Source organism: Candidatus Nanosynbacter sp. HMT-352 (assembly GCF_022819385.1).
In the GTDB taxonomy this organism is placed as follows: domain Bacteria; phylum Patescibacteriota; class Saccharimonadia; order Saccharimonadales; family Saccharimonadaceae; genus Nanosynbacter.
Window position 1 is genome coordinate 757,622 of record NZ_CP089290.1, and the last position, 14,186, is coordinate 771,807.

Annotated in this window: 21 protein-coding genes; all 21 read right to left on the minus strand. The window is 45.6% G+C overall.

Going from position 1 to position 14,186, the window contains the following annotated elements:
* Window positions 1-11: 11 nt before the first annotated feature.
* Window positions 12-2,819, minus strand: coding sequence for a phage portal protein family protein (locus LRM44_RS04050; protein ID WP_243803855.1), 2,808 nt, complete (start codon window positions 2,817-2,819; stop codon window positions 12-14).
* 71 nt (window positions 2,820-2,890) lie between these two features.
* Window positions 2,891-4,423, minus strand: coding sequence for a phage terminase large subunit (gene terL / locus LRM44_RS04055; RefSeq protein WP_243803856.1), 1,533 nt, complete (start codon window positions 4,421-4,423; stop codon window positions 2,891-2,893).
* The gene (locus LRM44_RS04060; RefSeq protein ID WP_243803857.1) at window positions 4,389-4,967 is read right to left on the minus strand and encodes a DNA-packaging protein; all 579 of its coding nucleotides are present in this window, start codon (window positions 4,965-4,967) and stop codon (window positions 4,389-4,391) included. The genes terL and LRM44_RS04060 overlap by 35 nt, the downstream gene beginning before the upstream one ends.
* Window positions 4,968-5,128: 161 nt before the next feature.
* On the minus strand, window positions 5,129-5,398 hold the full coding sequence (locus LRM44_RS04065; protein ID WP_243803858.1) for an HNH endonuclease: 270 nt from the start codon (window positions 5,396-5,398) through the stop codon (window positions 5,129-5,131).
* Between the two features lie 7 nt (window positions 5,399-5,405).
* The gene (locus tag LRM44_RS04070; RefSeq protein ID WP_243803859.1) at window positions 5,406-5,675 is read right to left on the minus strand and encodes a hypothetical protein; all 270 of its coding nucleotides are present in this window, start codon (window positions 5,673-5,675) and stop codon (window positions 5,406-5,408) included.
* Window positions 5,676-5,685: 10 nt separating this feature from the next.
* Window positions 5,686-6,123 carry a VRR-NUC domain-containing protein gene (locus tag LRM44_RS04075; RefSeq protein WP_243803860.1) on the minus strand — a complete coding sequence of 146 codons (438 nt, stop codon included), beginning with the start codon at window positions 6,121-6,123 and terminating at the stop codon, window positions 5,686-5,688.
* Window positions 6,123-6,695, minus strand: a complete 573-nt coding sequence (locus LRM44_RS04080; protein ID WP_243803861.1) for a hypothetical protein — start codon at window positions 6,693-6,695, stop codon at window positions 6,123-6,125. The genes LRM44_RS04075 and LRM44_RS04080 overlap by 1 nt, the downstream gene beginning before the upstream one ends.
* Window positions 6,692-7,090, minus strand: coding sequence for a YopX family protein (locus LRM44_RS04085; protein ID WP_243803862.1), 399 nt, complete (start codon window positions 7,088-7,090; stop codon window positions 6,692-6,694). The genes LRM44_RS04080 and LRM44_RS04085 overlap by 4 nt, the downstream gene beginning before the upstream one ends.
* Entirely contained in the window at window positions 7,077-7,379 is a 303-nt protein-coding gene (locus LRM44_RS04090) for a hypothetical protein (RefSeq protein ID WP_243803863.1), read from the minus strand. The genes LRM44_RS04085 and LRM44_RS04090 overlap by 14 nt, the downstream gene beginning before the upstream one ends.
* Entirely contained in the window at window positions 7,376-7,603 is a 228-nt protein-coding gene (locus LRM44_RS04095) for a hypothetical protein (RefSeq protein ID WP_243803864.1), read from the minus strand. The genes LRM44_RS04090 and LRM44_RS04095 overlap by 4 nt, the downstream gene beginning before the upstream one ends.
* 44 nt (window positions 7,604-7,647) lie before the next feature.
* Window positions 7,648-7,935, minus strand: a complete 288-nt coding sequence (locus tag LRM44_RS04100; protein ID WP_243803865.1) for a hypothetical protein — start codon at window positions 7,933-7,935, stop codon at window positions 7,648-7,650.
* 313 nt (window positions 7,936-8,248) lie between these two features.
* Complete coding sequence (locus tag LRM44_RS04105) at window positions 8,249-9,232, minus strand: hypothetical protein (RefSeq protein ID WP_243803866.1); 984 nt, start codon at window positions 9,230-9,232, stop codon at window positions 8,249-8,251.
* A complete protein-coding gene (locus LRM44_RS04110) occupies window positions 9,220-9,456 on the minus strand; it encodes a hypothetical protein (RefSeq protein ID WP_243803867.1) in 237 nt (78 codons plus the stop codon). Before LRM44_RS04110 ends, LRM44_RS04105 begins: the two co-directional genes overlap by 13 nt.
* Before the next feature lie 69 nt (window positions 9,457-9,525).
* On the minus strand, window positions 9,526-9,654 hold the full coding sequence (locus LRM44_RS04160; protein ID WP_259373134.1) for a hypothetical protein: 129 nt from the start codon (window positions 9,652-9,654) through the stop codon (window positions 9,526-9,528).
* A gap of 27 nt (window positions 9,655-9,681) precedes the next feature.
* Complete coding sequence (locus LRM44_RS04115) at window positions 9,682-9,966, minus strand: hypothetical protein (protein ID WP_243803868.1); 285 nt, start codon at window positions 9,964-9,966, stop codon at window positions 9,682-9,684.
* Window positions 9,967-10,148: 182 nt separating this feature from the next.
* A complete protein-coding gene (locus LRM44_RS04120; RefSeq protein WP_243803869.1) occupies window positions 10,149-10,607 on the minus strand; it encodes a single-stranded DNA-binding protein in 459 nt (152 codons plus the stop codon).
* A 2-nt stretch (window positions 10,608-10,609) separates the two neighbouring features.
* Window positions 10,610-11,416, minus strand: a complete 807-nt coding sequence (locus LRM44_RS04125; protein ID WP_243803871.1) for a hypothetical protein — start codon at window positions 11,414-11,416, stop codon at window positions 10,610-10,612.
* A 10-nt stretch (window positions 11,417-11,426) separates the two neighbouring features.
* On the minus strand, window positions 11,427-12,254 hold the full coding sequence (locus LRM44_RS04130; protein WP_243803873.1) for an ATP-binding protein: 828 nt from the start codon (window positions 12,252-12,254) through the stop codon (window positions 11,427-11,429).
* Window positions 12,255-12,267: 13 nt separating this feature from the next.
* Window positions 12,268-13,035 (minus strand): PD-(D/E)XK nuclease-like domain-containing protein, encoded by a 768-nt coding sequence (locus LRM44_RS04135; protein WP_243803875.1) that lies wholly within the window; start codon window positions 13,033-13,035, stop codon window positions 12,268-12,270.
* A 104-nt stretch (window positions 13,036-13,139) separates the two neighbouring features.
* Window positions 13,140-13,457 (minus strand): transglycosylase SLT domain-containing protein, encoded by a 318-nt coding sequence (locus LRM44_RS04140; RefSeq protein WP_259373135.1) that lies wholly within the window; start codon window positions 13,455-13,457, stop codon window positions 13,140-13,142.
* Window positions 13,458-13,534: 77 nt separating this feature from the next.
* Window positions 13,535-13,708 carry a hypothetical protein gene (locus LRM44_RS04145; protein WP_243803879.1) on the minus strand — a complete coding sequence of 58 codons (174 nt, stop codon included), beginning with the start codon at window positions 13,706-13,708 and terminating at the stop codon, window positions 13,535-13,537.
* Window positions 13,709-14,186: the final 478 nt, after the last annotated feature.

The following is a 14,186-nucleotide window of genomic DNA, read 5'->3' on the forward strand; positions in this document are numbered from 1 at the left end:
TTAAAGCAAAACTATTTGTTTTTATGCTGCTTTTTCAACTGTTCGTCTAGGTATTCAGAATCCATCTGCCAAATAGCATGCATCCGTTGAACTGCTCGGCTCGGTTTGTAATTTGGATCGGCGAGACGCTTCTCAACTTCCTCGGCCGTCTTATTCAAACTAGCCATCATTTCATCAGTCAGCAAGTCCTCTGATTCATCAGCGAGGTATTTAGTGTCCTTCGTCATTTCCATATCAGCCATGATAATCTCATTATCTAACTTCTTAAGCCTTTTTACAACGAACTTCTTGCCCCTAGACAGCAGATATTCGTCCTCATCTGTTATTGAGGTAACACCATTATCTGCTAGCACTTTCTCCATATCCAAATACGGCATATCCTTTGGAGCCTTAAAGATAAATACATATTTGTTCCCGTCAGCTTGCCGTGCAAACTCTATTGACACGTCCTGACTGGTAGATGTAGAAAGAAAATTAGGATTATCGACAATATCATTAACCGACAACTTTGACTCTAGCCCAATACCACGATACAGCACCACGTCCTTCTCTAGCTTCGTCTTCTTAATCGCCTTATCCAGTTGCTTAATATCAGCCTCAGCATACTCATTCATTGGTCGGCGACCCAATAGCGTCTGATTGATATTTATAAACCCATTGCCCTTATATGTCTCGATACTCAGTAACTCTGCCTTGGTGTACTGTGCCATGTATGGATTCTCTTCAATCAGCTGCGGCTTCGGCGTTCTCTGAATCTTCTCAATGTTGTGCATCTGCATGTTGTTCGGCGGGTTTATCTCATCCTCTGGATTATCGCCGAGAAGTCTCGTAAACGTCGAGCGGCAGTTAAAATGTCGCGGCGGAATATACTCAGGATATGCCTGCCACTCCTTCCATGTCATCACCCTGCCGTCCAGTGCGCTACAGCCAGGCGACGTTCGTGCATCCAGAATTGCCGAAAACTCCAATACATCGTCATCGTCCCATACCGAATTACGCCCGGAATTGATCGCTTGTGCGATTGCGTACGACGCCGTATCCGTCAACTTCGTCGCAAACCATGCCAGAATCAGCTTCAGAATCTCAGCGTCGTAATCAATCGGCTCATCATCCAGCACTACTCTGTTCATTACCAGGCTTTTAGCGTAATTGGTTAGGTCATCCTGCTGTTTCTCGATAATCCAGTTTATGTATTCAACGGCTGCTTTAGTTAAATCATTGCCGTTCTTCGCAGCCGGCTTACCCATTTCATCGCTAGCACTGATTTTTCCAATCTGATACCCCTGCTTAAAGAATGATACCAACGTTCGGCGGTACTCCACCGGAAACACCACCGCATCAATGTCGCTCACCAGCTTTGATTTTGCGACCTCCTGGCTGACCTCCTCCGCCACAGTCTTATAAACTGGGCGGATTTGGTCTAAAAAACGTTTTTCTAGCTCCTGCCACCTGGCGTCAAGCTTCTTCAGGCTCTCGCTCGGTTCATGATTGTGATTATCGCTCATCGTTCGTTGACCGGTCGGCGTGCCACCAGTCTGTTTCTCCTTGCTGGCGTTGCTTTCAGTATTTTCAGCCTGCTCAGTACGCTGCTGCTTAATCTTCTCCACGTCAAAGCCTAGCCGTGTCGCTGTTGCGTCTTCAATCTCGCTCGCCATTGCGTCAGACATGCGGTCTTTCTGAATCATTGTCGTAAAGGCGTTGAATATCGCACCAACCACTTCATTATCCAGCTTCTCGAATGCGAAAACCGGATAGCGTGGTTCGCTAAAGTTAATATCAATCAAATCAGCGATGATGTATTGGTTAATGTGAGCCGCCAGCTTATTCATGACGGATTCTAGGCTCATACGGAACATCTTTGCTTGCGTATCGCTCAGCGCAAAGCTACCAGTCGAACTTGTCCCCTGCGAACCCAGCAGCATAAAGTTAGCCAGGAATACTCTTGCCATCTCAGAGTTCTGGCGCTCAATCGATTGGTGCGGATCGCGTCCCTCAGAGTTCAGTACCTCAAGTTCGTAATTTGGCGGCAAAGTCGCCGTTGAATTGACCTTGCCTAAACGGCTTAATACGTTCAATACTTTCGACGTTACTTTGTCATCAACATTTGCAAGTGTGCTGCCGGTATTTTTCAGTACCTTTGGCTTGATAGCGTCATTTTGCAAAGCAATGCTATCTAGGTATTCCAACTTCCACTTCTTGTCATAGTTTCGCCAAAGTGCCGTAAATATTGAACGTCCATAATACTGATCGTATCGTTTGCCTGGTGTAAATAGGAACGTTTTGTAAGCTGGAATAACCACCGTCGAACCGTCTTCTTGCGTTTGCTTAATCCCTTGATAGCCGTCCTTCAAATCGCTTAGAATCTCTACACTCCTCGAATCCCGCAGCGCCAGCTTCTTCAACTCGTAGCGGTTATTATTTAGTCGATACACCTTCTCCCACACTTGAAAGCCGTCAACCAATGCCATCATTGATTGATCAAGGAATAGATTAAACGGTGTTTCAATACCGCCTTTATAACTCTCGCTCAGTAAGTTGTTTCGTACGAAATCTGCTTGCGTTTTCGCTTCAGTGCTTTCGTCGGCAGGCTTAATGTCATATTCGCTTGCCAAAATCGGCATGGTCAGGATATTGAATAATGCCTCGACAGTGCCATCACGCAGCATATCTCGGTAATCAGTGATTTTCCTCGGGCGGTTTAGCTTTATTTTCTCTGCTTCATAGTCCGTAAATACGCCAGTGCCAGCACTACCAATCTCACGTAGTCGGCGTCCTGCCTTTTTATCGTTATTCTTACCGCTCAAGTTTACCAGCTTCATAATTTCTCCAAATAAAATACGACGCCTTTCGCACGTCGTATATACTTACTCTGATTATATCATACTTATACTTAATCCAACCACTCATCGTCATCTAGCTCGTCGTAATAATCACCAGCGGTCTGGAAATCTTTACTCGACACCTGATTCATACCCTCCACCAACAATAGCCGTACTGCATAAACCACCATGTCCACCATGTCATCATGCGTCCCCTTCGGAAATTCAATCAGCTGCTCGCGTAATGCCTGTCCATTCTGAATATCTTTCACAATATATATCCTGCCTGCCTCAAAGAATCGGCTCACGGCTAAGAGTCGCCGCACTTTGTCTTTGTCGGGCTTCAAGCCAATGACAGGTAGTCCTGCCAGTAAATCCCGAAACACCAGCCCTAGCGCGCCCTCCTCTATACCGATAACTTGCGGTTTGTATATTTCATCAAGCTCTCTGACCGTATCAGCAGTAACACTCGGCGAGGTTCGTTGGTTGCGTATCGCACGTATGTAAACATTACCATCAGTATACAGATCGGCAACGCCCATAGCCGTCGGGTCAGCCGTCTGGCGTTCGCTGGCGGCAGGGTCGATTGTCAGCACTCGTGCTAGCCGTGCATGCTTATCTGGCACCTGGCTCGGATCACACTCTTTAATCCAATCAGGCTTGATAATAGCGTCCTCTTCGCTAAATGGCTTGTGCTGATATTCCTGTGCAAAAGCAATACTTCCAACGAACTCTTGATCACTCGGATCATCTCGCATAGCCCTCAGCTTTTCGAGGCTGCGGTGCTCTGGCCACAAAGCCCGCTCTGTGCCGTCCTCCTCGGTGGTGATTGCATAAAACACCCGCGTTTGCCAGCTCTTAAATACGTCTTGCTGCTTCATAACCTTATTCACGAGGCTGTCAAAGTGAAGAATTGTGCCGATGACGACAGCCCGCCCACCTCTAGCCAATGCTGGAATAGCCGCTTTAGTGAACCAGTGATAAAGCTTCTGACGCTGCTCGGCGCTCTTGATATTTTCGTCGTTCTCGATGTCGTCAAATATCATCAGCGTCGGTCGGGTGTGCCGGTGGCGAATACCACGAATTTTCATGCCAGAGCCTTTAGCTGCATACTTTATGCCGTTGCTCAAAACAAATTCGCCGTCTTGCCAGTCATCGCCCTTCATATTCCCGAATAACCATTTAATTTTCGGATTATTCTCGAATTCATCTTTAAGCGCATTGATGAACTCTGCTGCCTGTGTGTATGTGTCGCTGATTATCACCACGAATTCTTCCTGCTCAAAACAGCCAGCCCACAGCGGATACGTCATGTCTACCGTTGTCGATTTAGCGTGACCGCGTGGCGCGATGACGCCAACTCGCCGATTGTCCTTGTTGCTGATCAGGTCTAATATCTCTTTATGGAATGGCGGCGTTTCCAGTGGAAAATATGGTCGGGCGATAAACCAACCGAACAAATGTATGTTTTCGCGCCTCTTAAATATCGCTAATAAGTATTGTCGGAGCTTATTTCTATCCGTTTCCCAGTATTTTTCGCATAGTCGTACAATATCTTCCCTGGCGAGATTATTCAAAGATGGCTGCTCGGAGTTCTTCGTCATCAATATTACCCTCCTCCTTCGCTTTTTTCAGTTTTAAGTCGCGCTCATCTCGCCAACCACAAACATTCTTCATAGTAAAGATAGCAAAGCTCGCCGACGCGGCGCCGCTCAAGCCAATGTCCACAAGGAACTCTCGCTGCAAATCCTTGGCGGTATCGTAGGCCTCGGCAAATTCTGGATGTTCAGCACACCAGTTTTTCAGTGTATTGCGGTGAACGCCGATTTTACGCGCAAAGCCTTCAAAACACGGAAAACGCTGTGGCAGACGCCTCGAGATTCGCTTGCTGCCGTCAGGATCCTTTATCTCAGTGTCCTGAACAATATCTAACGGCTCAATTGAGAAATAGTCAATGAGCTGCTGGCAATATTCTGGTTTGTATTTCGTTGGCTGACCTGGCTCTGGTTGCTCAAGCTGTTTTGGCGGCTCAACAGGTGGTGTTTTCGGCACGTCCTTAACAATCCCGCGCAGCTGCTGCTTCGAGTTTTTGCGATTAGCCTGCTTGCTGCTTCGCCTGTTCCTGCGCATCATTTTTCTGGTTGCCATGATATTTTCTCCAAATAAAAAAGCGGCTCTTTCGATCCGCAATTCCTAAGGCTATTATAACATAAAAGAGGCGGCGCATAATTCGCCACCGCCCCTTCAAGCTTTTTAGGCGCACACATATTATTGACGTTTACGTCAGTTATGTTTTAACTAGCTTGATTTCAAGCCTTCCCGTTACCTCTGTTTAGGTTGCAATCTCTGTGTGCTAACCGGCAGTTCTCAATCGTCGTCAAGCCGCCCTTACTGATTGGGACAATATGATCAATAGTGCAATCCTTCATCGTTTCAATCGGCTTGTTGCAGAGTGAACATATTGCTCCATTATTATTTATTAGTTGTTTACGGATAAATTGCTTTGAGCGAGTTTCTTTTATGCTGTAAGCTCTAGGTGTTGGCGTTTTATGGTTTCGTCCTTTGATTTTACGTTTCATAAACCTCTTAATCGTTCGATTGCTCTTGTGTTCTCGACGAAATGACGATCAGTTCATCAAACGGCAGAATGAACATTTGACGAAAAATTGACGTACCTATATTAATTACCGCCTTGCCATCTTTAACCGCAATCACCGTACCGTACGACGCCTCTGAACCCTTACCTCGCTTAAACGCCACTATGTTGCCGACTCTAAGCTCAGGCTCAGCTTTTGGTATTATCTGCTCCTGCTTGTCTACACCGAATATCGTTTTGGTTCTTTTAATTAGCTTCATCTTAAAATCCTTATTTAGTTATTGATTCGATAAACTCAATCGCCGCATCACACCCCTTACAAACAACAGTCTGAATGCCAGCTTCATTGAGTGTTTTAATCCACTTCTTTTGGTTCTCTGATGTCACGCCTCCTTTCCTGCGTTTCATTTCGATAGCAACAAGACGATGGTTTTTACCATAAACACCGTCGCCACTAACAACAGGATTGTCTCCATAATGTATGAACTCCATCGTTGCGTCGCTATAGTCTGCTGGGACTACCACGAATAAATCTGGCACGCCAGAACTCACACCGAGCTTCTTATTCTTGTTTCGCTGTTTGTGGCTTTTGGTGTATGTTTCGTTAGGCACTCTGAAACGTGGATAGCCGTTATCATCTAGCCATTTGACAAACGCTTCTTGCTCTTGATCCTCGTATGGATTATCTATGTTTGCGAGATTAGGCATTATTCCCACTCCTTAATTCCAAAATAAGCTAACCAATCTGCTCGATTTTCTTTAATAGACCTTTCAGCGTCTTCTTTGGTTGCGTAGTGAACGGGTTCGCCTCTGTCGCAACTGAACACTTTTGTACAATCCAGCATTCTGTTCTCGTGGTCAAAATAAACAATCCAGCCGCCATATTCACTCTCAAAGATTGGCTCAAAGTCCGACGTTTTTCGCAGTCTGACTTCAGCTAGTTTGCGTTCATGAGCTTCTTTACATTCTTCTTCGGCGTGATAAGTATTACCATTGTCAATATTCAATCTGTCAATGACAGCGTCCGTGTAATTGCGGCAGCTAACCTTACCCCAATAGTCAATGTACCAATATGTATCATTCCATTTAAGATTCCAGTTAATACTGTCTGTTGGTTCAAACCACTCGTCAAAATTATCGATTTCTCTAACAAGAATTGAATGTCTATGGCCTGATTCACACGCTTTCAAAACCCTTGTGCCATCGATTTTAATTTTCTCTTTGAAGATTGCCCCAGCTTTAACTGTTGGTAAATCTTTTAGTAGTTTATATAATCTCATTTTTCCTCCACTAATTCAGAGTTTTCGTGAATATTACCAGCGACTTCTAGTTGTGTTAATTCAAAGAGAGCCTCAGTTACGCCTGCGCATTCTCCTACAAAGGCGCCCTCTGAAAGCTTGACAGTCCAGTATTCAATAGGCTCGCCTGCGTCATCTACGAGAACGTCGCCTTCGTTGATTTTCGTACCGTTTCTGTCTTTTAATCCTGTATCTTGCTCGATAATATACCGCTTGTTGTCTGAGTCTGGTAGCAGCCGTGTATACCACAAGTCAGAGTCATTCTTGTCGTATATCTCGAAGATAAATACATTACCTCGACTGTCTATAGCTACATCTTCTTCGTTAAGATAAGCCTTTTCTAGGTTGTCCCAAATCCTGAACTTAATTTCGCGCATTAGACTTCCTTTCTGCTATAATTTCCTTCATCAAATCCATTGTTTCCTCTGTGTCGTCAATTAAGTCATAATACCAATCCTCAATGGTTTTTAACTTAAGCTCTTTCATGGCTTCAAAAATATCATTTGCTGCTTTTGCGTCGAGTACGGATTGATAACATTCAAGCCCGTCATACGAAGTATGACCCCTGGCAATATTAAGTTGAGCAGCTTGAGTAAGAACTCTATATTCATACAACATTTGATATATTTTATCTTTTGTCTTTTTATCGAGATTACCCAAGTTCACAACACGTCCTCCGCCTTGATAACCTCTGCATCACCAGCGGAATCTGACTCTGACACATCTCTAACGTCATAGTCCCAAATCTCGTCAAAATCGACATCTACGAGGTTTTGTGCCTCTTGCACGCATCGCTCGGCGACTTGTTTTGCTTGCTCAAGATTGTCGGCTTCAATAAAGAGCTTTCCCATTACAGTTTGTTCAATTTCTGCTTCGTAAATCATTATCATTTTCTTTCTCTATGTCCATAAATTAGTGGTTTAGTTGACATCTGCTATTTTGTCTTTTTTTCTTCAATTGTGTAGCCCTCATCGCTACTAATTACATCTTTACTGAAATAGTTAGCTATATTTCCAAAAATCAATACATAACATGCTTTAATGTCGCTCATAAATAATGGACGATACTCTGCACGAAGACAAAACTTTTTTGCAATTCTCTCAATATCTTCTTTGGGTAGTATTCTCTCGATATCATGCTTATTAAAACTAAGATTATGTTCTATTGCAAATTCTAACTCTTCAACTGTCTCTTTGTATGTCATTGTATTATGTTTACTCATAAATACTCCTCCTTATCTACACGAAATCATGTGGTTTTATTCAACCACAGAACTGGGGCAAGGCGACACCAAGTGTATATCATTGATTAATTACTTTAAGGTTGATGTCGCCTATTAGACAGACGACTTGGGTGGGCAAAAATAGTCATCTGTCCAGTTGACAGCACAATCACAGAGCAAAGGATTTCTCACCTTTCGGCTTACTCCCGTTCGGGAACCCAGCTTTATTCCTCAGATTATGCTGCCAGTTCTACGGTTGATGTTAATGTTCATCCAGTTTTTCGACGTGTGGTAGGTCATTGGTTAATAGCTTTTATATATTCATATTCATCTGCGAATCGCTATCAATCCGCTTCTTGCCAGTCACGAGGTAGCGTGAATCAGTCAGATTGCTATCGACGTAATTGTCGGCCAGAATATTGACGAACATCATTGCGTCACGGTTATCCATGATAATAATGCCGTCGTGATTGTCTGACATAAGCGCCAAATCCATTTCCTCGGCGTAATCGACAACTCTTTCCTTACAAGGCAAATGCTCAACATCCAACTTCATCAACATAGTAGTCAGTGATTTGTTGCGGTCAGCCAACTCTGCGAATGACAACCCCTCAGGCAAGTTCAGTGCAAACTTTTTCATCAAAAGATCAATGACTTGCTTTGTTGCAGCGTCGCTTGATGGATCTTGTTTGAACAAATTGACAAACTTCTTTGGATTAAACGCAAACACTTTCCCGCCAGCGATTAGCACTTGGTTATCGGCTGGTATCTTGAACGCTGCGTCGGCATCAAGCTCGCCAAAGTCGCTACCGCTGACCTGCCATGTGAGGCTTCCGCTCAACATCTGCGATCGCTGTAGCTGCTTGGCGATGTAAAAGGTCTTGTCTGGATCTTTCGGATCGCTGAACCGCGCCACAATACCATGCATACGCTTCAGCTCGTGTTCTTGTTCATTGAACTCAGTGATCCTATCGTCGCCGAGAAGATAGATGAGCGTGTCGGCACGCTGAATACTCTCAAGCTCGCTGTATAGCAAAACATTTTCCATTTGATCGTTTGTCGCGTAGTCCCTGACAGACAATCCAACTGCTGCTCCAGTCTCCACAAAATTGATCATGTCGTAAAGAAATAGCGATCGCATTTGATCTTCTATGGTCGATGTTTTCAGTGGTAACACGTATGGCGTAAAGTTTTTATTGAAAATGAACAGGTCGATGAGCAGATCTTTCTTATTAGCATCAGCCCAGTTTGCCCACTGGAATATGTCGAATTGATTGTCGTCAATCACTTCTCCCACCAAAATCCTTTCTGTTCAGCCTCAGTCTCAGACTGTTTGTCGTCTTTCAGACTGCCGGCTGGCTTATTATTTATCTTGACAGCGATGTCTACGCTCCGAGCGCCGTGCTCCAGCAGCCATTTTTTAGCTCTCTTAGCATCATCTTCGGTATCGTAGGTTTTCGCGTGCGCCTTGTTTTTGTCGTCGCTCCAGCGAACGGTGAATGTGCAATTCATCAGAGACATTACGTAGCCTCCAGTTTCTTGCGCTTGCGGCGCTGCTTCTTGCGAAGTGCTTTTTTAGTCATTCGGATCCTACAACCCCAAAATCCACAATATCAATCTGCCAAAGATAACTATGACAGCGATTCCAGCTAGCGAAACTAAAATCCCGCCGATCAAATAGCCTATGATATTTGCCACTTTTTGCATTTTGTTATCCATTGATTACTCCTCTTCAAATTAGTATTTTTATGCGCCCTGTTGCTGTAATTCCCGGCGCAGCAGCTGGCTTTCCGTTAGCTGCTCGCTCTCAGCCTTGCGATGTTCATCGGCGATAGCCGAGACTTCATCAACAATGTCGATGTCCGCTAGCGTCATCTGATCATAAAACCAATTGCCCAGTTCGAATCTATCGCAAAACTCTGCTAATGGCTCGTCCTTCAAATGCAAGTCCAGCGCGATAGCATCAAGCTCGTCGGATGGATACTCAAATAGTAATTCTATTAGTATCCTAATGATTAATTTTTGGCTCACTATTTCTCCTTTGTTATTACTTCAATCGCACCCTCATCGGGTAGCCACAAATTGCAACCAAAGCTGTAATTATACTGCCTTGGGGGTGGCTCAAATGTGCGAGGAGCTCCTGCGGTTGACGCCCCACCCTATATATACGAATCTGGCCACCCAAAGAGAGTGCGATGTTGGTTGTTAATGTTCTAAAATGGTATTTCGCTCAAATCAATTGGCGCGTCGAGGTCGACATCCTCGGTAGCTTTCGCCGCTTGATTAGTCGTTGTGTTTGCCGATTTAACATCATCTTCGGCGTATCGCTCAGTCGCTGGCGCGGCGTTATTGCCGCTACCCTTAGCGTCGCTCAAAAACTGGAACTGATCGATGATGACTTCAGTCGCTTTACGCTTGATATCATCTTTCTCCCAGATTCGTGTTTGCAATCTGCCGGTTATGCCAATTTGCTTGCCTTTCGGTGCGTACTCTGCCAGTAGTTCGGCTGCTTTATTCCAGGCAACGCAATCGATAAAACTGGCGTCAGCATCTTTGCCGTAGCCGTCAACCGCTAGTGCGAATGAGGCTACGGACTTGCCGCTATTCGTCGTTTTGACTTCGATGTCTCGGACGACGCGACCGATTAGAGTTACGTTATTGATTGCTGCCATATTTAGAAACTCTTTTCCTCGCGTATTTCAACGCCTGGGATTTCACGCAGCCCATTGGCGATAGCTTCGCGGATTAGTTTGTCGCTTGGCTCGCAGAGATAGCGCGGCACTAACTCAGGATTAATAACCGTGAACACTGTCTTGGTCTTAATGCCAGATTTAACAGTTGACTGCTGTGTTTTAGCAGCTTTGGCTGCTTCAGCCTCGGCGATTTCCTGTTCACGTTTACGTTGTGCGGCTAATTTAGCGGCTTCAGCTTCGTCGCGCTCGGCGGTTGTCAGTTCGTCTTTACGCGTCAACAGTTCGTTGATGGCTTTAGTGAATACCAGCTTGATTTCAGCGTGATTCTGATCAGTTTCAGGTAACTCAGCGAATATCTGCTTCAACTCAGCGCCTCGCTCGTCGCAGGCTTTCTGGCTGCGTAGTGATTTGGCGTTGGTAGCGAACTTGGCGCAGATAGCGTCAACGCGTGCCGTTTCCTCTTTTGCTAGTCGCTCCTGCTCCTCTTGATAAGCCAGAATCTTTTGGCTGATGTTCTCCAGCGCCTCTTCAGCTGGCGCGAGTACATCTTTTTCAGCGTCGATAAATTGCGATTTGACGCTGTCAAAGTTGCGAGTGATCGCTAACCGTGCGTTTTTGACTTCAGTGCGGTGTAAGGTGATCAGCTTGCGGATTGCGACTGCCTCTTTAGCCGTAGCGTCGTCGGTTACTTCTTTAGCTTTGGCTTGCTCCAAAAGCTCTTGCGATTTGATTTTGAACGGCGATATCGTAGCAATTTGCGAATCGACGTATTCTTGTAGTTGTGACATGTGTCCTCCTTTACTTCCTGTCTGCTTCAGATTTGCCAAGCCGAGCGCCGGTCATTTCGACGCGTGAGCTTGGAATGGTTGGTTTGGCAGCCGCTTCGATTTGCTCTCGGCTTGCCAGTGTCGGCGCTGGTGCAATCCACGCGTACTCAGCGTCACCTCTTACGCCATCGACGATTTTCGTGAAGTCTGGCTCAATGTAGCGGCCTAGCCGGCCAGTGCGGTCTTTGGCGACGTACTTGTCGCTGGCTGGGTCAACGATAATCAATCGCTTAGTGTCGCCAGTTTCGGTATCATTGATCGTCGTCATGTAGCCGACGATATCCACCAGATTGACCAGTTCCTCAGATAGTCTTGTGGCGACCATTGGACGTTTAATGACGCGGCCGTCGTCGTCTTTCTCCTGAACATGCGCCACGATAACAATGTGCTTACCGCTATCTCGCATGGTTTTCAAAAACGTCCGCATGGTTGATTTCAGCCAGCCCCAGCCTGCCATTGTCGGATTGCCATCACGCTGTACTAATTTGCTATCGGCTTTATTTCGCATATAGGCGATTAGCTTCTCCATCAACTCACCGATTGGATCGATGATCACTGTATCGTAGTTGTCAGTGAGTGCGATCTGCATAAACTCCTGCATGTCGTCCCACTTTTCGATGATCGCTACATCAGTCTCAATACCGCGAAGCCCGAAGTATTTACTGCCATTCTCGCAGTCAGCGATAATCGGTCGTGGTGCGGTGGCTGCAAACGTTGTTTTACCAACGCCGCCCTCGCCGTACACAACCATCAGAATTGATGGTTTTTCGGTCGGGTCTAAACTATTAAAGACTTTCATATTCTCCTTTCTTTTACAGGCTCCAGTCGCCCAGCTCCCTCACTTCTTCAATGAGGAAATTCGGCTCGCTGTCGCCAAACTTTATGATCTCGTCGACACACGTACGCAGCTTGCGTTCGCCAGCTTCAACGAAGTCGATGCCCGCAATCATGAACTGCACGCGGTATGGTGCGACGGCTTCAACCACGCAATAGGCAAACTTGACTAACGCCGGATCTAGTTCTAGGCTTGACGCCGTCACCAGCGTGTAAACTGCTGACTGCAAATCGTAGTGCATTGACTGCGCAGTTTTGAAAAACTTGTCGAACTTTGCGGTAGTTTTCAGGTCGGTTATCATGGCAGCTTCATTAGTGCGAATCAGTACATCAGCCTTACCTTTCATATCTACGCCGTCAGCGGTGCGAGCGTACATTTCGTGCTCGAATGTTGCACCTTTAGCAAAAATATATTGCTTCGCCAGCGGGTGATTCTCGATATTTTTCAAAATCTGATCAGCGGCTTTGAACATATCCAGAGTGATAATGTGTTTGCCAGCGGCTTTTTGTTCGTCGCGCCACGCTCGAGCAGCACTTGACCGAAAATCAGGAAAGGTGCTGATGGCGAATTGATCCTCGCCGCCAAGCACTAGCATATGCACTAGCTGTCCCAAATCGATAGCTTTGCTGTCTAGGTCTGGTAAGTCTCCGCGTTTAGCTGCGACCGCGTAATCGATACCGTGATCGAGAATCAGCTTCATTGATGAGTATGACCACTCTGGTCGGCTATAGTAAGCGTCTGCCACCTACACCTCCCCCGCCAAAACACGATCGAGAAATGTCGGATCGATTAGGTTTTCCAATTTCTCCAAAATCTCACTTTCACTCATTTCACTTTCTCCTTAAAAATTTAGTAACATTTCACCTTACCGTTCAGACATACGCTCCACGCCTTCCACCCGCTCGAATCCCACTTACTGCGTGTCGCATAAATCTTATAAGCGAGCGCCACATTATATTCTGGATGGTACCGCCTGTCTGTCATGTCGTGGATTGAATTGACCTGGAATAAACCAGCGTCATTCGTTCCATTCGTGTTGTATCCCAGAGCGTTTGTTCGGCATCCACTCTCAGCCTTCATCACTGCCATAGCGATATCCACGTTCCAGTCGTATTTAGCGACCAGCGGTCGAAACCCCTCGCAGACACCTGCGCCAGCTGCCTCCACAGCAGCTTTTGGCGGCGCAGATGCATGAGCTTCGACCGCTGCGACCTTAGGCTTTAGTAGCGCCGGTCGCTCGCTCGCTACTTTACGGCTTTTAACTGTTGAATCTGCTCAGAGATTCTTGTTTCCAGCTGGCTATTCTTCGATTCCTGGTACTTTACTCCCAGTCCGAATCCAACCACGCTAGCGATTAGCGCCACGATGGTGATGGTTTTAATGCTTTCAATAACGTTTTTCCAATTGATTTTTTTCATAGTCTTTTCTTCCTTTTTATGTTTAGATTTTTTAGTAACTCCAAGCTGCTCAGGTGTCGGTGGCTTGCTTGGTTTCTGATGCTGAATTTTCGTCAGCTCATATTCTAAAGAGCCCTCATTAATAGCTGCCTCCTTTCTTAGTTAAATATCCCCTCGAGAAGCCAGCTGTCTATGTCGCCACTATTATAATTTCTTTGGCCGATCCGCTTAAGTTTCGCAAAGTTCAATCATTGATAACTCTTAGAAGCCGCTACAAACAACAATCGAGCGACCTCATTCAAGCCATCAAAAGAGGGGCGAGCCTTTGCGATGCTCGCCCCTCTGAAATTGGGTCTAATCTAAAAAATCACCGCAAAGGTGATTTACGAAGTGCCAAATTGTCCAAAAAAAGAACTCTCTGATTAACAGAGAGTTTCTATAGTAATATTATACCATAGAAACAATCTGTTAATTACTTCATAAATCGTAATTTCCAGAT

Excerpts from the sequence above, each read along its gene's own strand:
- LRM44_RS04050 (WP_243803855.1), bottom strand. The coding sequence starts at position 2,819 with ATGAAGCTGGTAAACTTGAGCGGTAAGAATAACGATAAAAAGGCAGGA.
- terL (WP_243803856.1), bottom strand. The coding sequence starts at position 4,423 with ATGACGAAGAACTCCGAGCAGCCATCTTTGAATAATCTCGCCAGGGAA.
- LRM44_RS04060 (WP_243803857.1), bottom strand. The coding sequence starts at position 4,967 with ATGGCAACCAGAAAAATGATGCGCAGGAACAGGCGAAGCAGCAAGCAG.
- LRM44_RS04065 (WP_243803858.1), bottom strand. The coding sequence starts at position 5,398 with ATGAAACGTAAAATCAAAGGACGAAACCATAAAACGCCAACACCTAGA.
- LRM44_RS04070 (WP_243803859.1), bottom strand. The coding sequence starts at position 5,675 with ATGAAGCTAATTAAAAGAACCAAAACGATATTCGGTGTAGACAAGCAG.
- LRM44_RS04075 (WP_243803860.1), bottom strand. The coding sequence starts at position 6,123 with ATGCCTAATCTCGCAAACATAGATAATCCATACGAGGATCAAGAGCAA.
- LRM44_RS04080 (WP_243803861.1), bottom strand. The coding sequence starts at position 6,695 with ATGAGATTATATAAACTACTAAAAGATTTACCAACAGTTAAAGCTGGG.
- LRM44_RS04085 (WP_243803862.1), bottom strand. The coding sequence starts at position 7,090 with ATGCGCGAAATTAAGTTCAGGATTTGGGACAACCTAGAAAAGGCTTAT.
- LRM44_RS04095 (WP_243803864.1), bottom strand. The coding sequence starts at position 7,603 with ATGATAATGATTTACGAAGCAGAAATTGAACAAACTGTAATGGGAAAG.
- LRM44_RS04100 (WP_243803865.1), bottom strand. The coding sequence starts at position 7,935 with ATGAGTAAACATAATACAATGACATACAAAGAGACAGTTGAAGAGTTA.
- LRM44_RS04110 (WP_243803867.1), bottom strand. The coding sequence starts at position 9,456 with ATGTCTCTGATGAATTGCACATTCACCGTTCGCTGGAGCGACGACAAA.
- LRM44_RS04160 (WP_259373134.1), bottom strand. The coding sequence starts at position 9,654 with ATGGATAACAAAATGCAAAAAGTGGCAAATATCATAGGCTATTTGATC.
- LRM44_RS04120 (WP_243803869.1), bottom strand. The coding sequence starts at position 10,607 with ATGGCAGCAATCAATAACGTAACTCTAATCGGTCGCGTCGTCCGAGAC.
- LRM44_RS04125 (WP_243803871.1), bottom strand. The coding sequence starts at position 11,416 with ATGTCACAACTACAAGAATACGTCGATTCGCAAATTGCTACGATATCG.
- LRM44_RS04130 (WP_243803873.1), bottom strand. The coding sequence starts at position 12,254 with ATGAAAGTCTTTAATAGTTTAGACCCGACCGAAAAACCATCAATTCTG.
- LRM44_RS04145 (WP_243803879.1), bottom strand. The coding sequence starts at position 13,708 with ATGAAAAAAATCAATTGGAAAAACGTTATTGAAAGCATTAAAACCATC.